Source organism: Streptomyces albireticuli (assembly GCF_002192455.1).
Lineage (GTDB): Bacteria > Actinomycetota > Actinomycetes > Streptomycetales > Streptomycetaceae > Streptomyces > Streptomyces albireticuli_B.
On sequence record NZ_CP021744.1, the window covers coordinates 7,692,299 to 7,712,112 of the forward strand.

Annotated in this window: 16 protein-coding genes and 2 pseudogenes; 10 read left to right on the top strand and 8 right to left on the bottom strand. The window is 73.1% G+C overall.

Features of this window, described 5'->3' with window-relative positions:
• Window positions 1-165 precede the first annotated feature (165 nt).
• A complete protein-coding gene (gene nadE / locus SMD11_RS32735; protein ID WP_087929881.1) occupies window positions 166-996 on the top strand; it encodes an ammonia-dependent NAD(+) synthetase in 831 nt (276 codons plus the stop codon).
• A gap of 113 nt (window positions 997-1,109) precedes the next feature.
• Here the strand turns inward: nadE and rox are convergent, their stop codons facing one another.
• Window positions 1,110-2,573, bottom strand: coding sequence for a rifampin monooxygenase (gene rox, locus SMD11_RS32740; protein WP_087929882.1), 1,464 nt, complete (start codon window positions 2,571-2,573; stop codon window positions 1,110-1,112).
• A gap of 244 nt (window positions 2,574-2,817) precedes the next feature.
• Window positions 2,818-3,252, bottom strand: coding sequence for a glyoxalase (locus tag SMD11_RS32745; protein WP_087929883.1), 435 nt, complete (start codon window positions 3,250-3,252; stop codon window positions 2,818-2,820).
• 166 nt (window positions 3,253-3,418) lie between these two features.
• On the opposite strand from SMD11_RS32745, the gene SMD11_RS32750 reads away from it, so the two are divergent.
• Window positions 3,419-4,447 carry a hypothetical protein gene (locus SMD11_RS32750; protein ID WP_159395432.1) on the top strand — a complete coding sequence of 343 codons (1,029 nt, stop codon included), beginning with the start codon at window positions 3,419-3,421 and terminating at the stop codon, window positions 4,445-4,447.
• Window positions 4,448-4,490: 43 nt separating this feature from the next.
• Here SMD11_RS32750 and SMD11_RS32755 read toward each other — a convergent pair whose 3' ends face one another.
• On the bottom strand, window positions 4,491-5,696 hold the full coding sequence (locus SMD11_RS32755; protein WP_087929885.1) for a glycosyltransferase: 1,206 nt from the start codon (window positions 5,694-5,696) through the stop codon (window positions 4,491-4,493).
• A gap of 302 nt (window positions 5,697-5,998) precedes the next feature.
• Between SMD11_RS32755 and SMD11_RS32760 the strand changes: the two genes are divergently transcribed.
• From SMD11_RS32760 to SMD11_RS32770, 3 genes are all read left to right on the top strand, one after another.
• A complete protein-coding gene (locus SMD11_RS32760; protein WP_234366284.1) occupies window positions 5,999-6,226 on the top strand; it encodes a hypothetical protein in 228 nt (75 codons plus the stop codon).
• A 102-nt stretch (window positions 6,227-6,328) separates the two neighbouring features.
• Window positions 6,329-6,886, top strand: coding sequence for a PadR family transcriptional regulator (locus tag SMD11_RS32765; RefSeq protein ID WP_087929887.1), 558 nt, complete (start codon window positions 6,329-6,331; stop codon window positions 6,884-6,886).
• Between the two features lie 93 nt (window positions 6,887-6,979).
• Window positions 6,980-8,701 carry an acyl-CoA dehydrogenase family protein gene (locus tag SMD11_RS32770; protein ID WP_087929888.1) on the top strand — a complete coding sequence of 574 codons (1,722 nt, stop codon included), beginning with the start codon at window positions 6,980-6,982 and terminating at the stop codon, window positions 8,699-8,701.
• A 147-nt stretch (window positions 8,702-8,848) separates the two neighbouring features.
• On the opposite strand, the gene SMD11_RS32775 is transcribed toward SMD11_RS32770, so the two are convergent.
• Complete coding sequence (locus tag SMD11_RS32775; RefSeq protein ID WP_087929889.1) at window positions 8,849-10,228, bottom strand: TolB family protein; 1,380 nt, start codon at window positions 10,226-10,228, stop codon at window positions 8,849-8,851.
• A 175-nt stretch (window positions 10,229-10,403) separates the two neighbouring features.
• On the opposite strand from SMD11_RS32775, the gene SMD11_RS32780 reads away from it, so the two are divergent.
• The 3 genes and pseudogenes from SMD11_RS32780 to cpt all read left to right on the top strand — a co-directional run bounded on the left by SMD11_RS32780 (window position 10,404) and on the right by cpt (window position 13,825).
• Entirely contained in the window at window positions 10,404-12,044 is a 1,641-nt protein-coding gene (locus tag SMD11_RS32780) for a M48 family metalloprotease (RefSeq protein WP_087929890.1), read from the top strand.
• Between the two features lie 81 nt (window positions 12,045-12,125).
• Window positions 12,126-13,190, top strand: coding sequence for a DUF4034 domain-containing protein (locus SMD11_RS35625; RefSeq protein WP_087929891.1), 1,065 nt, complete (start codon window positions 12,126-12,128; stop codon window positions 13,188-13,190).
• 114 nt (window positions 13,191-13,304) lie between these two features.
• Window positions 13,305-13,825, top strand: a pseudogene (gene cpt, locus SMD11_RS32790) (chloramphenicol phosphotransferase CPT).
• Window positions 13,826-13,969: 144 nt separating this feature from the next.
• On the opposite strand, the gene SMD11_RS32795 reads toward cpt, so the two are convergent.
• Entirely contained in the window at window positions 13,970-14,671 is a 702-nt protein-coding gene (locus SMD11_RS32795) for an NAD(P)-dependent oxidoreductase (protein ID WP_087929892.1), read from the bottom strand.
• Window positions 14,672-14,808: 137 nt separating this feature from the next.
• Between SMD11_RS32795 and SMD11_RS32800 the strand changes: the two genes are divergently transcribed.
• Complete coding sequence (locus tag SMD11_RS32800; RefSeq protein ID WP_087929893.1) at window positions 14,809-15,525, top strand: TetR/AcrR family transcriptional regulator; 717 nt, start codon at window positions 14,809-14,811, stop codon at window positions 15,523-15,525.
• A 69-nt stretch (window positions 15,526-15,594) separates the two neighbouring features.
• On the opposite strand, the gene SMD11_RS32805 is transcribed toward SMD11_RS32800, so the two are convergent.
• Window positions 15,595-16,173 (bottom strand): GNAT family N-acetyltransferase, encoded by a 579-nt coding sequence (locus tag SMD11_RS32805; protein WP_087929894.1) that lies wholly within the window; start codon window positions 16,171-16,173, stop codon window positions 15,595-15,597.
• A 48-nt stretch (window positions 16,174-16,221) separates the two neighbouring features.
• On the opposite strand from SMD11_RS32805, the gene SMD11_RS32810 reads away from it, so the two are divergent.
• Window positions 16,222-16,845, top strand: coding sequence for a TetR/AcrR family transcriptional regulator (locus SMD11_RS32810; protein WP_087930879.1), 624 nt, complete (start codon window positions 16,222-16,224; stop codon window positions 16,843-16,845).
• Between the two features lie 18 nt (window positions 16,846-16,863).
• Here the strand turns inward: SMD11_RS32810 and SMD11_RS32815 are convergent.
• Together SMD11_RS32815 and aspA are read right to left on the bottom strand one after the other, a co-directional pair.
• Window positions 16,864-18,278, bottom strand: a pseudogene (locus tag SMD11_RS32815) (NAD-dependent malic enzyme).
• A 61-nt stretch (window positions 18,279-18,339) separates the two neighbouring features.
• Window positions 18,340-19,785, bottom strand: coding sequence for an aspartate ammonia-lyase (aspA, locus tag SMD11_RS32820; protein WP_087929895.1), 1,446 nt, complete (start codon window positions 19,783-19,785; stop codon window positions 18,340-18,342).
• Window positions 19,786-19,814: the final 29 nt, after the last annotated feature.

The following is a 19,814-nucleotide window of genomic DNA, read 5'->3' on the forward strand; positions in this document are numbered from 1 at the left end:
GCGGACGCTAGCGGTGGGGTCTGACAACGACGTGCCGCCGGGGAGGCGGATCACGGCCGGGCAGGGCTCGCCGGACAGGCACCGTCACCGCACGCCCCCTCCCCGACCCCCGGACGCCCCTGGCTAAGGTGGTCAGCACATCGTGGAACGAAACAAGGAGCAGACGTGAGCGAGTCGGCGTCCATCGCCCTTCAGCAGGAGATCGCCCGGGATCTCCAGGTCGCCGAGACCTTCGAGCCCGAGCGGGAGATCGAGCGCCGGGTGGCCTTCCTCGCCGAGCGGCTGACCTCCACCGGTCTGCGCTCCCTGGTGCTCGGCATCAGCGGCGGCGTCGACTCCACCACCGCCGGCCGGCTGTGCCAGCTCGCCGTCGAGCGGGCCCGGGCCGCCGGGCACGAGGCGCGGTTCTACGCGATGCGGCTGCCCTACGGGACCCAGGCCGACGAGCACGACGCCCAGCTCGCGCTCTCCTTCATCCGGGCCGACCACCTGCTGACCGTGGACATCAAGCCCGCGAGCGACGCCGCGCTCGATGCCTCGGTGGCCGCCGGCGTCGGCTTCCGCGACGCCCACCACCAGGACTTCGTGCACGGCAACATCAAGGCCCGGCAGCGCATGATCGCCCAGTACGCGGTGGCCGGCGCGCACGACGGCCTGGTCGTCGGCACCGACCACGCCGCCGAGGCGGTCTCCGGCTTCTTCACCAAGTTCGGTGACGGCGCCGCCGACCTCGTCCCGCTGACCGGCCTGACCAAGCGCCGGGTGCGCGCCGTCGCGGACGCCCTGGGCGCCCCCGCCGAGCTGGTGTGGAAGACCCCGACGGCCGACCTGGAGACCCTCGACCCGGGCAAGGCCGACGAGGACGCGCTCGGGGTCACGTACGACGACATCGACGACTTCCTGGAGGGCAAGCCGGTGGACGAGCGCGCCTTCGAGACGATCGTCCGCCGCTACCGCCTCACCGACCACAAGCGTCAGCTGCCCATCGCTCCGTAGCGGGACGTCGGAGCGGCGGGGCGGCCCGTGAACGGCGCCGGCGGGTGAGCGGACCTGCCGGCGCCGCCGGGGCCGGACCTCGGTTCAGCCGTGCGGCGAACCGTCCCGCGCGCTCAGCCGGTGGCGGCGCCGAACCACTTCGGCAGCTCGCCCAGCAGCTCCGCCTGGTCCTCGCCCGCCCAGGCCACGTGGCCGTCGGGCCGCAGCAGCACCGCGGGTACGTCCAGTTCCTCGCTGACGTCGACGACGTGGTCGACCCGGTCCGCCCAGCCCTCCACCGAGAGCCGGCCGGCCTGGTCGAGCAGCAGGCCGCGGCCGCCGTGCATCAGCTCGTAGAGACGGCCCCGCTTCAGCTGGACGTCCCGCAGGCGGCGGCCGAGCAGTTCGTGGCCCTCGCCGAAGTCGTAGCGGACCCCGACCGCGGTGATCATCGCGGTCACGTACCGGTTCGCCTCCTCGAAGTCCAGCAGCTCCGAGAGCAGCTCGCGAAGGGCGGTCGCGCCCGGATCGGTCCCCAGCAGCGTGATCTGCGCGCGGGTGTTGGCCAGCACGCGGGCGCCCACCGGGTGCCGCTCGGCGTGGTAGGTGTCCAGCAGGCCCTCCGGTGCCCAGCCGTTGACCTCGGCGGCCAGCTTCCAGCCGAGGTTGAACGCGTCCTGCACACCGAGGTTGAGCCCCTGGCCGCCGGTCGGCGGGTGGATGTGCGCCGCGTCTCCGGCCAGCATCACCCGGCCGACCCGGTAGCGCTCGGCCTGCCGGGTGGCATCGCCGAACCGGGACAGCCAGCGCGGCGAGTGCACGCCGAAATCGGTGCCCGCGTGCGTCCGCAGCTGCCGCCTGAACTCGTCGAGGGTCGTCGGGGCCGTACGGTCGGCCACGCCCTCGGCGGGCACGACGATGCGGTACACCCCGTCCCCGAGCGGGATGGCGCCGAACCGCAGCTGGACCTTGCGGACCTCCGCGACGACGGCGGCGATCGTCTCCGGTTCCGCGGTCACCGCCATGTCGCCCAGCAGCGTCTCGACCCTGGAGGGCTCACCGGGGAAGCCGACACCGAGCAGCTTCCGCACCACGCTGCGGCCGCCGTCGCACCCGACGAGATACCGCGCGCGCAGCCGCGTACCTCCCCCGCCGGCCACGCCCTCGCCGCCTGGGGCACCCCCACTCGCCGACTCGACGGTCACCCCGTCCTCGTCCTGGCTCAGCCCGACCACCTCGTGGCCGCGCCGGATCTCCGCACCGAGTTCGCGGGCACGCTCGTCGAGCAACCGCTCGGTGACCGGCTGCGGCGTGGTGAGGCCATACGGGTGCGCCGTGTCCAGCCGGTCCGGCCACGGCTTGTAGATGCCGCCGAAGAAGCCGCCGACCTGGAACTTCTCACTGACCGCGAGAAACCGGTTCAGCAGGCCGCGCTGGTCCATCACCTCGACGCTGCGCGTGTGCAGGCCGCGCCCACGGGAGTTCGTGGTCGGCTCGGTCGACCTCTCCAGGACGACCACGCGCACTCCGGCCAGTCGCAGTTCGCAGGCCAGCATCAATCCGGTCGGTCCGCCACCGACCACGATCACGTCAATCATCGAAACGCCCATTTCACGAGATTCGGATTCCGGCCATCCGCTCCGCGCGGTACAACGGCGCGCACACCCGTACCTCCGGCACCGGGTCCGTGCGATATCGGCAGAGGACACGCGCTTCGCGAATGCGCCATTTCCGCGGGTTCTGGCTTCGGCGGACCATTTTGCGGCACGACCAGGGCCTTGCGGCAAGGCCCCCTGTGCGCTATATGTTGAGAGTGGCAAGGAGTGGGCAATCTCCTTGCCTTTACTTATCGCCCGTGCGCCCCGTGCCCGGCCGGCCGGCCGGCCGGTCGTCGGAGGCGGGCTCCAGGAACTCGAGCCGGTTGCCCAGTTTGTCGAGGGCGTAGAAGCGGTGGTGCCCGGGGAAGTCGTCGTCCCAAGTGACGCTCACCCCACGGTCGGTCAACCGCTGGGCGAGCGCGTGCAGTGAATTCACCAGGATTCCCGGACGGGCCTTCTTGTTCGGGCGGAAGTCGTCCTCGACGCCGAGATGGACCTCCAGGCCGCCCCCACGGAACCAGCAGCCGCCGCGGGCCGCCGGCACCGGCGGCTTCTCCAGCTCGGCCATACCGAGAACGCCCGCCCAGAACTCACGGCAAAGATCTTCGGCCCCCGGCGGGATCGAAAGCTGTACATGGTGCAGGCCCTGGAAGTCGTATGCGGGATTACGCTGATTCACACCCGCCCCTCTGCAAAAGCTCGACGCCAAGATGGTGAGGGCGGCCGGGCGAGCCGCACAAGGGGAGCGGCGCCGCCGCCCGGGCCCGGACGGTCCTGCCGCTCCGCACCGCCCCGCGGGCGCGGTGGACAGGAACCGTACCGGGCACCGGCTCGTCGTCCAGAGCATGATCACTACAACCGACCCCGACGTCTCCCGGCTCGCCGCCGCATGGGAGCGGATCCGCGACACGTCCCCGGCGGACGAAGCCACCCCCCTCGTCCTGGACTGCGCCCGCCGGCTCGCCGCCGACCCCGGCGGTGAACAGGCACGCATATGGGTGTCCGGGCTGGTGGCGATGTCGGGCCACCTCGCCTGGCGCCCCGAGCCGGCGGCCGGGCGCGCCGCCCTGGACGCCCTGCGGGCCGCGGCGGAGGCGCTGGGCAGCCGGCCGCCCTGCTCGCACGACGGCCATCCGTACGAGGCCGAGATGGACTCCATGGCGGACGAGGTCCGGAACGGCGACACCGGGCTGCTGACCGGCGAGCTCGCGGCGCCGGACGCCGACGCCGACGTCGAGCGGGTGCTGTGCCCGGCCAACGTCGCGGGGTGGGCGCGGCTGGCCACGGACGTGATCGCTCCGTTGACCGTCCGCCGGATCCCCGTGGGGGCGCCGGAAGCACACCACGACCGCATCAGCACCCTCTCGGGCATCGTGAACGACTACCCGTACGGCGATCCGCACGAGGACCTCAAGGACGAGGCGGCCTCCCTCCCCGCCCGGCCGACCCGCGGGGTGCTGGCCGGCTATCTCGTGACCATGAACGCGACCTGCTGGTACGCGGCATCGGAGAGGATCACGGACCGCTCGGTGCTGGACGCGATGATCAAGGGCGTCGAGGAGGCCGTGCTGCTGCTGGAGGACCGTCCGTGCGCCCACGGCCCCGGTGAGCACCCGGAGACGGGCGACCCGGACTACGCGAACCAGGTCGGCTACTTCCTGCGCAGCCCCGGCGGCCGGGCGGAGATCGCCGAGTACTACGGATGGGACGAGTGGGACGAGGCGGACGGGCCGGGCGACGAGAACGAACCCCTGGACGCGTGGGTGTGCCCCGCCTTCCTGCGCGAAGTGGCGGAGGAGACCCTCGCCGAGCTGGCGGGCGGCCTGAGGTCGTTCGAGCCGGCCCGCGGTGACGGGCCGGCCGCCGGCGCCTGAGCGCCGGCGATCGGGCCCCGCGCCACATGGCGGGGGAAGGCTGTCACCGGGTCCCGATGAGCCGCCGGGCGGCGACCGTGGCCCCATCGGTGCGTACGCGCCCGGCGACGGCGCGGGCCGCGCCCACCACCTCGGCGTCGAGGGCCCGGTGGAGAGCGGCCGTCAGTGAGCCGGCGGTGGGTTCGCCGCGCAGATGGGTGCCGATGCCGAGCCGTTCGACGCGGTCGGCGAAGTAGAACTGGTCGAAGTTCTGCGGGGCGATCACCTGCGGCGTCCCGGACATCGCGGCGGCGGTCGTGGTGCCGGCGCCGCCGTGGTGCACGGCCGCCGCGAGTCGCGGGAACAGCGCCTGCTGGTTGACCTCGCCGGTCAGCAGGCAGTCGGGGGCGTCGTCCACGAGGGACAGATCGGCCCAGCCCCGCGACAGGATCACGCGCCGGCCGAGCGCGCGGGCCGCGTCGATCACCAGCCCGGTCAGGCCCTCGGGCACGCGACCGCTGCCGAAGCCGAAGTAGACGGGCGGCTCACCCGCGTCCAGGAACCTCTCCAGCCCGGGGGACAGCGGCCGGTCGTCCGCCAGCAGCCAGGCCCCGGTCCGGACCACCTCCAGCTCGGACGGCTCCGGCCAGGGGGCCAGCGCCGCGTCGGCCGCCAGCCACGGGGCGCCGGTGAAGATGTGGCCGCGTACGTCCTCGACCGGCGGCAGGCCGGCGGCCGCGCGCCGGGCGTTGAGAGCCGGGCCCCACAGGGAGTTCCAGCGTTCGGCGTCCTCGGCCCAGAGCGCGCGGTTGTCGACCGGCCCGGCCGCGGGCTGCTGCCCGAGCATCCTGAAGACGGGCGGCGCGTGGTGGGCGGACGGCAGTGAGACCGGGGCGAAGGCTGCGTAGGCATAGCCGATGCCCCGCCGCTCGGCCACCGAGCGGGCGGCGACGGCCAGCGCGCCGCCCGCCACGACGGCGTCACAGCCCTCGGAAGCGGCGCGGACCGCCTCGAACTGCGCCGTGACCGTGCCTTCGACCATCCGCAGCCGCTGCTCGGCCGTCGGGACGGCTCCGGCGCCCCGCCTCGCGGTCCCGCGCAGCTCGGGTCCGACGGGCACGTAGGCGACCCCGAGGGATTCGGCCCATTCACGGAAGTCCGGCGGCGCGCACACCACGGCGCCGTGCCCCATCTCCCGCAACCGGACCGCCAGCGCGACGACCGGCTGGACCTCGCCCCGCGACCCGATGGTGGACAACAGAAAACGCATGGTGCTCCCCGTCCTGTGTGCCGCGCCTTCGGCACACAGGAAGCGATTTTGCCCCTTATGGGGGACCTTGCGGCAAGGCCCCCTCCCTGATATACGGTGGAAATGCCGGGAGAGCGCCGCTTCTTGCGCGGGGGCCGCGATGACGCCCCCTGGGCGCCGGTGCGCGGCCGCCGCGTCTCCTGACGCTCGTTCAGGCGGTGTCGGATACCGGCGATACTTCCGGGATGGATATGTATGAGGGCCCCGCGAGGCTTGAGTGGTGGGCCGATCGCTCGACGAGCTTGGGAGGGTTCGGCGTACATGTGACGGCCCGCGCCGCCGACGGCGAGTGGACGTGCGACGCGGTCCTCGACGGACCCTTGCCGGAGGGGCGTCAGGAGGTCTTCGACGCCTTGGTCCAGGCCGACCCCGTCCTCACCCTGCACTTCGGTGAGGGTGGCGAGATCCTGGTCGATGTCGTCGCGGCGGGGGACGGCGCCCGTCTCGTCCTCACCGCCCACGAGCCGGCGGCTCACGCCCTCCAGGGCTGACGTCCCCGAGAGCCCGGGCGCATCGCCGGCTCTCCCGTGGGTGAGCCGCGTCTCACTCGCACGCTCTTGCCTATGCAACTCGTTGCATAGAAAGATCCGGGCATGGCCCTCGAGCACGCGATCCTCGTCTCCCTGCTGGAGAAGCCGGGCTCCGGCTATGAGCTGGCCCGGCGCTTCGAGCGGTCCATCGGCTACTTCTGGACCGCCACCCACCAGCAGATCTACCGCGTCCTCAAGCGCATGGAGGGCGACGGCTGGATCGACGTCCGCGAGGTGCCGCAGCAGGGCCGGCCGGACAAGAAGGAGTACTCCGTCGCCGGTCTCGGCCGGACCGTCCTCTCCGGGTGGCTCCACGAACCGATCGAACCCGAGAGCGTCCGGCACGACCTCGCCGTGAAGATCCGCGGCGCGGCCTTCGACGACCCCGCCGCGCTGATCAGCGAGGTCGAACGGCACCACCGGGCACACGCCGACCGGCTCACGCACTACCTCGCGGGGCAGCTGCGCGACTTCACCGGCCCCCAGGCCCCCGCGGCACAGGACGCCGGGCAGGAGCTCCAGCACGCCGTCCTGCGCGGCGGCATCGCGTACGAGCGGATGATGCTCGCCTGGCTCGACGACGTACTCGCCACGCTCCACCGCCTCCGGCCGGAGCGGTGAACCGGCGCGGGCCGCGCCGCACACCCGGCGACCCGCACCACTCCCCGAACCGGCACAAGACAACCGACCTTCCAGCAGGAAAGGCGAACACCCATGGCTGACCCGCTGCTGTTCAACCCGCGCACGTACGACCCGGCGCACTTCGACCCCGAGACCCGCAGGCTGCTGCGCGCCACCGTCGACTGGTTCGAGAACCGCGGCAAGCGCAAGCTGATCGAGGACTACCGCTCCCGCGCCTGGCTCGCGGACTTCCTCGCCTTCTCGGCCAAGGAGGGCCTGTTCGCGACCTTCCTCACCCCGGCGTCCGCCGCCGACGGGCACGAGGACAAGCGCTGGGACACCGCCCGCATAGCCGCCCTCAACGAGATCTTCGGCTTCTACGGGCTCGACTACTGGTACGCCTGGCAGGTCACCGTCCTCGGCCTCGGCCCGGTCTGGCAGAGCGACAACGCCGCCGCCCGCGCCCGCGCCGCCGAACTCCTCACCCAGGGCGAGGTGTTCGCCTTCGGCCTGTCCGAGAAGACCCACGGCGCCGACATCTACTCCACCGACATGCTGCTGGAGCCGGACGGCGACGGCGGCTTCCGGGCCAGTGGCTCCAAGTACTACATCGGCAACGGCAACGCCGCCGGCCTCGTCTCCGTCTTCGGCCGCCGCACCGACGTCGAGGGCCCCGACGGCTACGTCTTCTTCGCCGCCGACAGCCGCCACCCGGCGTACCACCTGGTCAAGAACGTCGTCGACTCGTCGAAGTACGTCAGCGAGTTCCGCCTGGAGAACTACCCGGTCGCGCCCGAGGACGTCCTGCACACCGGCCGCGCCGCCTTCGACGCCGCCCTCAACACCGTCAACGTCGGCAAGTTCAACCTCTGCACCGCCTCGATCGGCATCTGCGAGCACGCGATGTACGAGGCCGTCACCCACGCGCACAACCGCGTCCTCTACGGCCGCCCCGTCACCGCCTTCCCGCACGTGCGCCGTGAGCTGACCGACGCCTACGTCCGCCTGGTCGGCATGAAGCTCTTCAGCGACCGCGCCGTCGACTACTTCCGCTCCGCCGGCCCCGACGACCGCCGCTACCTCCTCTTCAACCCCATGACGAAGATGAAGGTGACCACGGAGGGCGAGAAGGTCATCGACCTGATGTGGGACGTCATCGCGGCCAAGGGCTTCGAGAAGGACACCTACTTCGCCCAGGCCGCCACCGAGATCCGGGGCCTGCCGAAGCTGGAGGGCACCGTCCACGTCAACCTCGCGCTGATCCTCAAGTTCATGGGCAACCACCTGCTGAACCCGGCGGAGTACGCGCCCGTGCCGACCCGCCTCGACGCGGCCGACGACGACTTCCTCTTCCGCCAGGGGCCGGCCCGCGGCCTCGGCGCCATCCGCTTCCACGACTGGCGCGCCGCCTTCGAGCCGTACGCCCAGGTGCCCAACGTCGGCCGCTTCCGGGAGCAGGCGGACGCGCTGTGCGAGTTCGTCACCACCGCCGCCCCCGACGAGGAGCAGAGCCGTGACCTGGATCTGCTGCTCGCCGTCGGCCAGCTGTTCGCGCTGGTCGTGCACAGCCAGCTGATCCTGGAGCAGGCGCACCTGACCGGCCTCGACGAGGACGTCCTCGACGAGCTGTTCGCCGTCCTCGTCCGCGACTTCTCCGCGCACGCCGTCGAGCTGCACGGCAAGGACTCCGCCACCGCCGACCAGCAGCGCTGGGCGCTGGGCGCGGTCCGTCGCCCGGTCGTCGACGACAGCCGCTCGGCACGCGTCTGGGAGCGCGTCGCGGCGCTGTCCGGGACGTACGAGATGGCGCCGTAGCGGAACGGCGGCGCGCGCCGGCCGGGAACGGGCGGCCGGCGCGCGCGGGCGTTCATCAGCAGTCCGCCGGGACCCCCTTCGCCAGGGGCCCCGGCGGACTGCTGCCGCCACCAGGTACGGGCGTTCCCGCCCGCCCGGCCCGCCCGGTCACATGGGCGGCAGCCTGCGGGCGAGGACGTCGCCCGTTCCGCCGAAGAGCACGGTCGTGCCGAGAGCGTCGACGAACGGGTCGGAGGCGGGCCGGGAGGCCTGCGGGTCGTCCCCGGCCGTGGCGACGCGGTCGATCCGGCCGGTCCGCAGATCGCGCCGGAAGATGTCCGGGACGCGGTTGGTGTCACCGGGGACCAGGTTGTCGGCGTCCGAGGCGAAGAACACCGCCCGGTCGTCGGCCGTCATGGTGGCGCGGAAGGAATCGAGGACGGTCTCGGTGCCGGGCAGCGGAGTGGCCACCTTCGTGACCGTCCCCCGCCGCAGATCGCGGACGTAGAGCTCCTTGTGCGCGGCGTCCGGGTCCGTCCCGTAACCGGGCTCGAAGATCCTGAACAGGGCGTACCGTCCGTCAGGACTCAGGTTCGCGTCCGGGGCCGCGTCGCGCAGCACACCGGCGGGGTCGACGCCGGCGCCCTGGATCCGGCCGGTGCGCGCGTCGTACACGTAGAAGGGGAACATACGGCGCGGCGGAGGGGGCTTCGAACCGGCGAGGGCGGCGGACGAGGGCCGCGCGCCGGCCGTCCCGGGCGGCCGCACGGCGGGGGCCCGGTCCCGGGACAGCAGGTTGGCCGCCTTCGAGCGGAAGCCGATGACCGTGCCGTCCGCGCTGATCGAGGGCTCGTGGGACTCGCCGTCGGCGGGGGACCCGTCGGGGCCGGCCGTGACCAGCCGGGTGGTCCCCTTGACGCGGTCGGTGACGTAGATGTTCCGGCCCGGACCGGGCTTCGCCCCGGGCACCAGGTCGCGCCTGTCGGAGGAGTACGCCACGTACCGGCCGTCCCAGCTGAGGGCGGGGGCTCGGGAACTCCCGGCCCTGTCGCCCCCGGCCGGGTCGCCCGCGGTGACGAGCTCGGTGCGTCCGGTCCGGCGGTCCCGGACGAAGATGTTCGACCCGCCGGTCGCCGGCTGCCCCGGCACGACGCCGGCGGCGTCGGAGCCGAACGCCACGTACCGGCCGTCGCCGCTGATCGCCGCCTCGCTCGTGGACCCGTTCAGCTGCGCGCCGTCGTCGGCGAGGCTGACCCGCTCGGTGCGCCGGGTGCGTAAGTCCCGCACGAACACGTCGTACAGGCGGTTGGTGTCGCCCGGCACGAGGTTGGACGCCAGGGACGAGAAAAGGCCGTATCTGCCGTCCGCGCTCAGCCCGAGCGGCTCCGACCAGCCGTCGGGCCGCGCGCCGTCGAGGCCGACGCTCACCTGGACGGTGCCGTCCCCCTCCGTGTCCGCCCGCGCCGGTACGGCCGCACCCGCCAGGGCGACGGCCGCGAGAACGCAGCCCCCGCGTCTGCGCCAGCGCCCTCCGGCCCCGCCGTTCATCCGTCCCGTCCGTCTCGCCGACCCTGTCCGTCTCACGATGATCCGTCCTCCCCTGGGGTCGGGCCGGCCGGCATCCTGCCGCCGGTCGGCCCGGGCGAAAATGATCCAGTCCGTGCGCGATTCGCACATATGATCTTTCCACTCATATTCTTCTTCATGCGGGGGACTCTGCTCTGTGAGCGCATCTCCGCGCGCGCTGCGCGCGTTGGTCTTGCTGGCCGGCTTCTATCTGGTCGCCCTTGTCGTGCTCGGCGTGCTCGTCGGGACCGATGTCGCGGCCTGGGTCTGGGCGCCGGCCCCGGTCGCGGTCAAGGTGACCGTGATCTCCGCCCTGCTCGGCCTCCCGGTCCTGCGGGGCGCCTTCGCGCTGGGCGCGAGCAGCGGGGACGAGCGGGAGGCACTGCCGGTCACCGAGGCCGGCCAGCCCGAACTGTGGGGCACCGTACGCTGGTTGGCCGAGCGCTCCGGGACCCGGCCGCCCGACGAGATCCTCCTCACCGGGGAGGTCAACGCGGCGGTCTCCGAGGACGCCCGGCTGCTGGGCCTGCTGCCCGGACGGCGTCGCCTCTACCTCGGCGTGCCGCTGCTGAGCGGCCTCAGCGAGCCGCAGCTCCACTCGGTGATCGCCCATGAGCTGGGCCACTACGGCAACGCGGACACCCGCCTCGCGGGCATCACCCGGCGCGGCCGCGACTGTGTGCTGCGGACCGTCGCGGCGTTCCAGGAGCAGGAGCGGAAGCGGATCGGCAAGGAGCGCTCCCGGCAGGAGAAGGCGGACGCGAAGCGGCTGCGCAAGGGCAGGAAGGCGAAGGGCGTGGACACCGGGCGCACCGGGCTCCGGTACCGGCTCATGGCCAGGCCGTTCCAGGCGTACGCGCGGTTCTACCTGCGGGTCACCAGCGGCGTCGGCCGGCAGCAGGAGCTCGCCGCCGACCGGATGGCGGTCCGCGTCGCGGGCCGGGACGCCACGGCCTCGGCGCTGCGGGAGACCGCGGTGCTCGACGCCGCCCACGACTTCTACCAGAGCCGGTACGCCATGCTGGGCGTCGAGGCGGGACTCCTCCCGCCGCGCGGTGAGGTCTTCGGCGGACTGCGCCACCTGCTCGCCGACCCCCGGCGCCGGTCCGCCCTGGCGGAGCTGCGCGGCGAACTGCCGGCCGACGAGGAGTCCCCGTACGACTCGCACCCCCCGGTGGCCGAGCGGGTGCGGCTGATCGAGGCGCAGCCCGACGACGGCCGAGGGACGGATCCGGCGCGGCCCGCGCTGGCGCTGCTGCGCGATGCCGAGCGGGTGCTGGCGGAACTGGAGGACGTCCTCCTCACCCCGGAGGCCCTGGCCATGGAGCGGGCGGCATGGCCGGAGCTCGCGCACCGGGCGATGCACGCGCGGGCGACCGCCGGCGCCGGGCCGCTGCGGACGGCACTGGCCACCGCGGGGATCGCCGCGGGCAGCGCGTCGGGCGACCTCGCGGCCCTGCTGGACTCCGCCGACGCGGAACGGCTGTGGCTGGTCGCGGGGCACCTGCCCAAGTCGCCGGACGCGGCGCGGGCGACGGGCCGGGCGGCACGGGAGTTCCTGCGCCCGGCGCTGGAGGCCGGGACGTACCGGCTGGCCGAGCTGGCCCTGGTGGAGAGGGCCGGGGCGTACTGGGAGCTCTCCTGGTCCGAGCGGGTGCGGCTGCGGCTGCCGGGGGCCGCGTACTCCGGTGGGACGGGGGAGCCGTCCGAGACGGAGGAGGCGCTGTCCGCCGCGGTACGGGCGGCCACCGCGGACGTTCCGGACACCGCGCCGCTGCGCGCGCTCCTCGCCTGCTGAGCTCGCGGATCCGCGGACCCGCACCCCCGCGAGCCTCTCGCACATCCGTAGAACCCACGACTGATCGGACCGTAGAAACCCATGTCCGGGATCCTCCCGCTCATCATCGTCATCGTCATGCTCTGCTTCTGGCTGCGGTCCAAGAGACGCGCCAAGCGCGCGGAGGGGGTCGCCGCCGAGATCGGCGCGGGCCTGCTGCCGGCGGAGCGTCAGAACACGGACCGGGCGGGCCCGGACCCCGAGGCGGAAGCCGTGCTGGCGGCCCTCTCCCGGGGCGACTGGCTGCCCGCCTCCCAGGCGCTCACCGCCGCGGGCACCGACTGGGAACGCCGCTCGTACCTCGTCGGCATCGTCGCGGGGCGGGCGGCCGACGACGACACCTGGCTGCGGGCCTGGGAGGCCGCGCGCCCCGGCGACCCCGACGCGGCCGTGGTCCACGCGTCCGCGAAGGTGTCGCTGGCCTGGCAGATCCGTGGCGGGGCCTGGGCCAAGGACACCTCGGCCGAGCGGTTCGCCGGCTTCCACCGGGTGCTGAACGAGGCCAGGGAGGACTTCGACCGCGCCACGTCCCTGGCCCACCCCGACGACCCCACCCCGTACCTCCTCCAGCTCCCGCTGTACATGGGCCTGAGCGCCCCGCACGAGGCGCTGCACCAGCTGTGGGGCCAGATCACCGCCCGCGCCCCGTACCACTACGAGGCCCACTGGCGCGCGCTCCAGTACTGGAGCGCGAAGTGGTGCGGCTCCGCGGAGCTCGCCCGCGACTTCGCCGCGCGGGCCGCGGCGACGGCTCCGCGCGGCAGCCTGCTGACGATGTTCCCGCTGGTCAGCTGGTACGAGCACAACGACGACGAGGCCCCCGAGGAGGCCTACGGCTGGCCGGAGATGGCGGCCCTGATCGAGGCCGCCCTGGCGGATGTCGCCGCGGCCCGGCCGGACCACCCCCGGATCGCGGAGGTCCGGCACCTGCTGGCCTACTGCCTGACCAAGCAGGGCCGCCACGAGGCCGCCTTGGAACAGTTCCGGCTGGTGGACGGCTATGTGGAGGCTCTTCCGTGGCGCTACTACAGCGACCCGGCCAAGGTCTACTGCGCCGTCAGGGGCGTGGCGCTCCAGGGCGCGGCGGCGTCGAGGCTCGCCGGCTGAGCCGTCCCGGGTCCCGGCCGACGGGCCGGCCGGGACCCGGTGGGGCGCGGCGCCGCCCGATATTCGTTTCGCGCCGCGCGGATGACGTCCTACTGTGGCGCGGTGGCGACTCAGATGATCATTCTCAACGGTGGATCCAGCTCGGGGAAGTCCGGGATCGTACGGTGTCTTCAGGCCGTCCTGCCGGATCCGTGGCTGGCCTTCGGGTGCGACTCCTTCGTCGACGCCTTGCCCGCGAGGATGCAGGAGTCCGACGAGGGGATCACGTTCGCGGCCGACGGCGGGGTGACCGTCGGCGCGGACTTCCGGGCCCTGGAGGCTGCCTGGACGGACGGCATCGCGGCGATGGCCCGTGCGGGCGCCAGGGTCATCATCGATGACGTCTTCCTCGGCGGAGCGGCGTCCCAGGAGCGGTGGCGGAAGGCCCTGGGCGGACTGGACGTGCTGTGGGTCGGCGTCAGGTGCGGGAGCGCGGTCGCCGCGGGCCGTGAGATCGCCCGGGGGACCGCATCCAGGGAATGGCCGCGTCGCAGGCCGACGCGGTGCACGAGGGGGTCTTCTACGACCTGGAGGTCGACACGACGCGGACCGAGTCCATGGTGTGCGCGCGTACCATCGCCGCCCGCGTCGGCTGACCGCGGGAGCGGCGCCGGCGCGGCTCGAAACGCACCCACGGACAGGCAGCGTGGGCGGACCGTCCTCCGCCTCGTCCCCGAACCGGACGGGCCGCCGCGGGAGCTGACCCGGGGCGTCCCGCCGGCGCCCCGGCACCTGCGCGTTCAGTAGCCGATCGTGAAACGCCGCTGGACGAAGCGGGGCAGCTCCACCTCGTCGACGATGGCGACGGCGGCGTCCTCCGCGGAGACGTGGCTGCGGCCGTCGGCGTCCCGGATCACCTGATCGCCACCGATCCGGAAGCGGCCGGTGCGCTCGCCGGGGGCGATGTCCTCGGCGGGGCTGAAGTACGTCCAGAGCCGGTTGGACGTACGGAGCACGTCGAGGCCGTCCCGGGCTCCGCGTGCCGCGACCGCGTACTCACGGGGCAGCCCTATCTCGTCGAGGGTCGCGTGCATCCGGTCCTCGTCGTCGGCGAGCACCACCCCGGGTTCCGTCTCCAGGCTGCCGGCCCCGCCGATGACGAGGAGCCGGGTCCGGGGGTGCCGCTCCAGGGCCTTGACCAGCGCCCGCGCGGCGGTGACGTGGACCGTGGGGTCGGCGATGGAGCGCCGCACGGTGTCCGCGAAGTCCTTGGCCGCGTTGCCCGGCTGGAACCCGCTGATGAGTACGTCCAGGCCGGGCAGGACAGCGGCGATGCTCGCGGGGTCCAGGACGTCCACGCTCGCCCAGGTGACGTTCGCGCGGCTCTCCTCGATCCCTGAGGCGTCGCGGCTGAGCGCCGTGACGTGGTGCCCGCGGCCGAGTGCCTCCGTGACGACCCGGCTGCCGATGGTGCCGGTGGCGCCGATCACACCGATGTGCATGGTTCTCCCCTTGTTCCTGCGCGTGGTTCGCGCCCGGACGCGCGGTGGTCATCGCCGCGACTGGACGCCGTGCAAAAACTATACGGTGTGAAGTTTTGATACGGCAATCAATTTCGGTGACGCTGTAGAGTGACGGCATGACAGGTACGGGAGCCACGGGGCGGCGCGAACGGCTGCGGGCCGAGACGGCGGCCGAGATCAAGAACGTGGCGCTTCGGCTGATGGCCTCGGGCGGACCCGGCGCGATCACGCTGCGCGCCATCGCCCGCGAGATGGGCATGACCGCCAACGCGATCTACGGCTACTTCGCCACCCGTGACGACCTGGTCACCTCGCTCGTCGACGACGTGTACACCTCGCTCGCCGACGCCGTCGCCACCGCCTGGGACGCGGCTCCCGCCGGCGATCCGGCCGGCCGTATCCAGGTGTGGGCACACGCCTTCCGTGACTGGGCGCTGGCCAGCCCCGAAGGCTTCCGCCTCATCTACGGCGACTCCGTACCCGGCTACACCGCCCCCGAGGGCGGCGCCGCCCCGGACGCCGCGCAGCGGGTCTGCACGGGCCTCACCGCCCTCGCGGCCACCGCCTGGCCGCACGCCGAACATCTCTACGCGGACAGCGACTTCCAGTGGTCCGACTTCGACCCCGGTCTGCTCGCCAAGGTCCGCCCGGCCTTCCCCGACCTGCCCCCGGCCGGTGTGGCGCTCGCCCTGCGCATCTGGGGCCACCTGCACGGCCTGGTCACACTGGAGATCTACGGCCATCTCCGCACGCAGACCGTGAGTCCGGACAAGCTCTTCCGCGAGGAACTGGCCCAGCTCGTCCGGTCGCTGGGGATCTCCCCGAAGGGTTGACGGCCCCGCCCCGAGGCTGGTGGGCGGGGCGCCGTGTCCCGGCCGGTGCCCGGCCGTAGGCGTCGCCCGCTACGCGGCCCGGCCGACCTCGGGGGCGGGCGTCTCCCCGGCCCGCCACTCGGAGGCCAGGATCGCCCAGACCTGCTTGTCGTGGCGGACGCCCTCGTAGGGCCAGGACTCGCGTCGTACGCCTTCGAGCGTCATGCCGAGCCGCTCGGCCACGGCGGCGCTCCGGTCGTTGTCGGCCCGGCAGTGCCACTCGGCGCGGTGCAGGCCCCGGGAGCCGAAGGCCCAGTCCAGCAGCGCGCCGCAGGACCGGGTGACCAGGCCGTGGCCCTCGGCGGCGGGCTCCAGCCAGCAGCCGATCTCGCAGGAGCCGGAGGCGGTGCTGAAGTCCGTGAACATCACGCCGCCGACCAGGGTGCCGTCCAGCCGGATGCCGTACAGGCGGGCGCCGTCCGCGGCCTGCCGCTCGGCGTACCGGCTCAGGGTGGCCCGTGCTCCGTCGAGGTCCTCGGTGACGAACGCCGGCCCGACCCACGGCCGGATGTGGTCGCGGGCCCGGTCCAGATGGGCGGCGAACTCCTCGGCGTGCCATATCTCCAGCGGTTCGAGGAGGGCGTTGTCCCGCAGGGGGAGGGAGAACATGATGACCCCATTCACATAACAAGCGTTACGGTTATGTACCGTAGCAGCATGCCACGTACCAAGGGGGACCACGAGTCCCGTCGCCGCGACGTCTCCGAAGCGGTCTGGCGGGTGCTGGCCGCGCAGGGCTTCGGCGGGCTCACCCTGCGCGCCGTCGCCACCGAACTCGGCGCCACCACCGGGCTGCTCACCCACTACTTCCCCGCCAAACGCGACCTGGTCGCGTACGCCCTCGACCTGCTCGAACAGCGCAGCGCCGCCCGCCCCCGGCGCGCCGCGGGGGCGGGCCTGGCGGCCGTGCGGGCCGCCCTGCTCGACATCCTGCCGCTGACCGCCGAGGCCACCGACGCCAACCGGATCTGGGTGTCCTCCTGGGACGTCGCGCTCGCCGACCCGGCCCTGAGCGGCGACCACGCCCGCAGGTACGCGGAGAGCCGCGACAAGCTGTGCGCCTTGGTCGCCGAGGCCCAGCGGCTCGGTGAACTGCCCGCCGGGGACCCGGCGGGCGTCGCCGCCGGTACCCAGGCCTTCGTGCTCGGGCTGGTGGTGCAGGCGCTGTTCGCCCCCGCGGACTTCCCGCCCGATCGCCAGGCGGAGCTACTCGACGACTACCTGGCGTCGCTGGCCGCCTCCGCGCCCCTGCCGCCCGGCGAGCGCGCGGTCCCGTCCTGACTCGCCCGGCCGGGTCGGCTACTCGGACGGACGCAGCGCGAGGGCCGCTCCCTTCACCGCCGAGGCCACGGCCTCGGTCGCCCGTGCGTTGAAGACGCTGGGGATGATGTAGTTCGCGTTGAGCTCGTCCTCGGCGACGACGTTGGCGAGGGCGCGGGCGGCGGCGAGCATCATGTCGGTGTTGACGGTGCGGGACTGGGCGTCCAGCAGGCCGCGGAAGACTCCCGGGAAGACCAGGACGTTGTTGATCTGGTTGGGGAAGTCGGAGCGGCCGGTGGCGACGACGGCGGCGGTCTGGCGGGCGATGCCGGGCTCGACCTCGGGGTCGGGGTTGGCCAGGGCGAAGACGATCGCGCCGTCGGCCATCGCGGCGACGTCCTCGCCGCCCAGGACGTTGGGGCGGAGACGCCGATGAAGACGTCCGCGTCGCGGACGGCTTCCTTCAGGGTGCCGGTGATGCCTTCGGGGTTGGTGTTGTCGGCGATCCAGCGCAGGGCGGTCTCGGGGCCGGCGTCGACGAGGTCGGGGCGGGCGGCGTGGACGACGCCGTGGATGTCGGCGACGACGGCGTGCTTGACGCCGGCGGCGATGAGGAGCTTGAGGATGGCGGTGCCGGCGGCGCCGGCGCCGGACATGACGACCCGTACGTCGCCGATGGACTTCTCCACCACGCGCAGGGCGTTGGTGAGGGCGGCGAGGACGACGATGGCGGTGCCGTGCTGGTCGTCGTGGAAGACGGGGATGTCGAGGGCTTCGCGCAGGCGGGCCTCGATCTCGAAGCAGCGGGGTGCGGAGATGTCTTCGAGGTTGATGCCGGCGAAGCCGGGGGCGATGGCCTTGACGATCTCGACGATGGCGTCGGTGTCCTGGGTGTCCAGGCACAGGGGCCAGGCGTCGATGCCGGCGAAGCGTTTGAAGAGGGCGGCCTTGCCCTCCATGACGGGGAGGGCGGCCTTGGGGCCGATGTTGCCCAGGCCCAGGACGGCGGAGCCGTCGGTGACGACGGCGACGCTGTTGCGCTTGATGGTCAGGCGGCGGGCGTCCTCGGGGTTCTCGGCGATGGCCATGCACACGCGGGCGACGCCGGGGGTGTAGACCATGGAGAGGTCGTCGCGGTTGCGGATGGGGTGCTTGGAGGCCATCTCGATCTTGCCGCCGAGGTGCATCAGGAAGGTGCGGTCGGAGACCTTGCCGAGGTGGACGCCCTCGATGCCGCGGAGTTTCTCGACGATCTCGTCGGCGTGGGCCGTGGAGGTCGCGGCGACGGTGACGTCGATCCGCAGCTTCTCGTGGCCGGAGGCGGTGACGTCCAGGCCGGTCACCGATCCGCCGGAGGACTCCACGGCCGTGGTGATCTGACCGACCGACGTCCCGCTCGCGGGGACCTCCAGCCGGACCGTCATCGAGTACGAGACGCTTGGCGCCGTTGCCATGAGGGAACTTCTTCTTTCCGGTGTCGCTGGTGTGCGGGACTGCTACTGCTGCCGGGGCCGGTCAGGCGTCGACGGCCGCGACGGCCGCCGCGGCCCGGGCGTGCGGCCGGGCGAGGTTGTCCGGGTGGAGGATCTCCTGGAGCCGCTCCTGGGTGAGCAGGCCCTTGGCCAGGACGAGGTCGTGCACCGAGGCACCCGTGGTGAGCGCCTCCTGCGCCACGGCGGTGGCCTGCTCGTAGCCGATGTGCGGGTTGAGCGCGGTGGCCAGGCCGATGGACCGGGCGACGAGGTGGGCCAGGTGCTCGCGGTTGGCGGTGATGCCGGTGACACAGCGCTCGGCCAGGGTCAGGCAGCCGGCCCGCAGGTGGGTGAGGCTCTTGAGGAGGCTGTGGGCGATGACCGGCTCGAAGGCGTTGAGCTGCAACTGCCCGCCTTCCGCGGCGAACGTGACCGTCACGTCGTTGCCGATGACCTCGAAGGCGATCTGGTTGACGACCTCCGGGATCACCGGGTTCACCTTGCCGGGCATGATGCTCGAACCCGCCTGGACCGGCGGCAGGTTGATCTCGGCGAGGCCGGCGCGCGGGCCGCAGGACAGCAGGCGCAGGTCGTTGCAGGTCTTGGAGAGCTTGACGGCGATCCGCTTCAGCACACCGGAGAGCTGGACGAACGCGCCCATGTCCTGGGTGGCCTCCACCAGGTCACCGGCGACGCTCACCGGGACGCCGGTGAGGGCGCCGAGGTGGCGGCAGGCGAGTGCCGGGTACGCGGGGTGGGCGTTGAGGCCGGTGCCGATGGCGGTGCCGCCGAGGTTGATCTCGCGGAGCAGCGCGCACGCCTCCGCCAGGCGCGCCCGGTCCTCGTCCAGCATGACGGCGTAGGCGGCGAACTCCTGGCCCAGCGTCATGGGCACCGCGTCCTGGAGCTGGGTCCGGCCCATCTTGAGGACGTCCGCGAACTCCAGCGCCTTGGCGGCGAACGCCTCGCGCAGCACCTCCATGGCCTCCAGCAGGCGGACGGCGGCGAGCTGGAGCGCGAGGCGGACGGCGGTCGGGTAGACGTCGTTGGTGCTCTGCCCGGCGTTGACGTCCTCCAGCGGGTGCAGGTGCTTGTAGTCACCCTTGTCGTGGCCGAGGAGTTCGAGCGCCCGGTTGGCGACGACCTCGTTGGCGTTCATGTTGGTGGAGGTGCCGGCGCCGCCCTGGATGACGTCCACGACGAACTGCTCGTGCCACCGCCCGGCGCGGATCTCCTCGCAGGCCGCCACGATCGCGTCCACCTTGCGGCCGTCCAGCAGGCCGAGGTCGCGGTTGGCGAGGGCGGCGGCCTGCTTGACCGCGGCGAGGGCGGTCACCAGGTCGGGGTACGCGGAGATGGGCGTCCCCGTGATGGGGAAGTTCTCCACGGCGCGCAGGGTGTGGACGCCGTAGTACGCGGCGGCGGGGACGTCGCGGTCGCCGAGGAGGTCGTGCTCGGAGCGGGTGGAGCCGGGGGCGGGGGCCGACATGGGGGGATCCGATCGGTCGAGTGGGGGAG

What these genes read in the sequence shown, in the direction of transcription:
- SMD11_RS32810 (WP_087930879.1), top strand. Translation starts at nt 16,222, where the DNA reads ATGCCACGTACCAAGGGGGACCACGAGTCCCGTCGCCGCGACGTCTCC.
- SMD11_RS35625 (WP_087929891.1), top strand. Translation starts at nt 12,126, where the DNA reads ATGTCCGGGATCCTCCCGCTCATCATCGTCATCGTCATGCTCTGCTTC.
- SMD11_RS32765 (WP_087929887.1), top strand. Translation starts at nt 6,329, where the DNA reads ATGGCCCTCGAGCACGCGATCCTCGTCTCCCTGCTGGAGAAGCCGGGC.
- SMD11_RS32800 (WP_087929893.1), top strand. Translation starts at nt 14,809, where the DNA reads ATGACAGGTACGGGAGCCACGGGGCGGCGCGAACGGCTGCGGGCCGAG.
- SMD11_RS32775 (WP_087929889.1), bottom strand. Translation starts at nt 10,228, where the DNA reads ATGAACGGCGGGGCCGGAGGGCGCTGGCGCAGACGCGGGGGCTGCGTT.
- rox (WP_087929882.1), bottom strand. Translation starts at nt 2,573, where the DNA reads ATGATTGACGTGATCGTGGTCGGTGGCGGACCGACCGGATTGATGCTG.
- SMD11_RS32770 (WP_087929888.1), top strand. Translation starts at nt 6,980, where the DNA reads ATGGCTGACCCGCTGCTGTTCAACCCGCGCACGTACGACCCGGCGCAC.
- SMD11_RS32795 (WP_087929892.1), bottom strand. Translation starts at nt 14,671, where the DNA reads ATGCACATCGGTGTGATCGGCGCCACCGGCACCATCGGCAGCCGGGTC.
- SMD11_RS32805 (WP_087929894.1), bottom strand. Translation starts at nt 16,173, where the DNA reads ATGTTCTCCCTCCCCCTGCGGGACAACGCCCTCCTCGAACCGCTGGAG.
- SMD11_RS32750 (WP_159395432.1), top strand. Translation starts at nt 3,419, where the DNA reads ATGATCACTACAACCGACCCCGACGTCTCCCGGCTCGCCGCCGCATGG.
- aspA (WP_087929895.1), bottom strand. Translation starts at nt 19,785, where the DNA reads ATGTCGGCCCCCGCCCCCGGCTCCACCCGCTCCGAGCACGACCTCCTC.
- SMD11_RS32755 (WP_087929885.1), bottom strand. Translation starts at nt 5,696, where the DNA reads ATGCGTTTTCTGTTGTCCACCATCGGGTCGCGGGGCGAGGTCCAGCCG.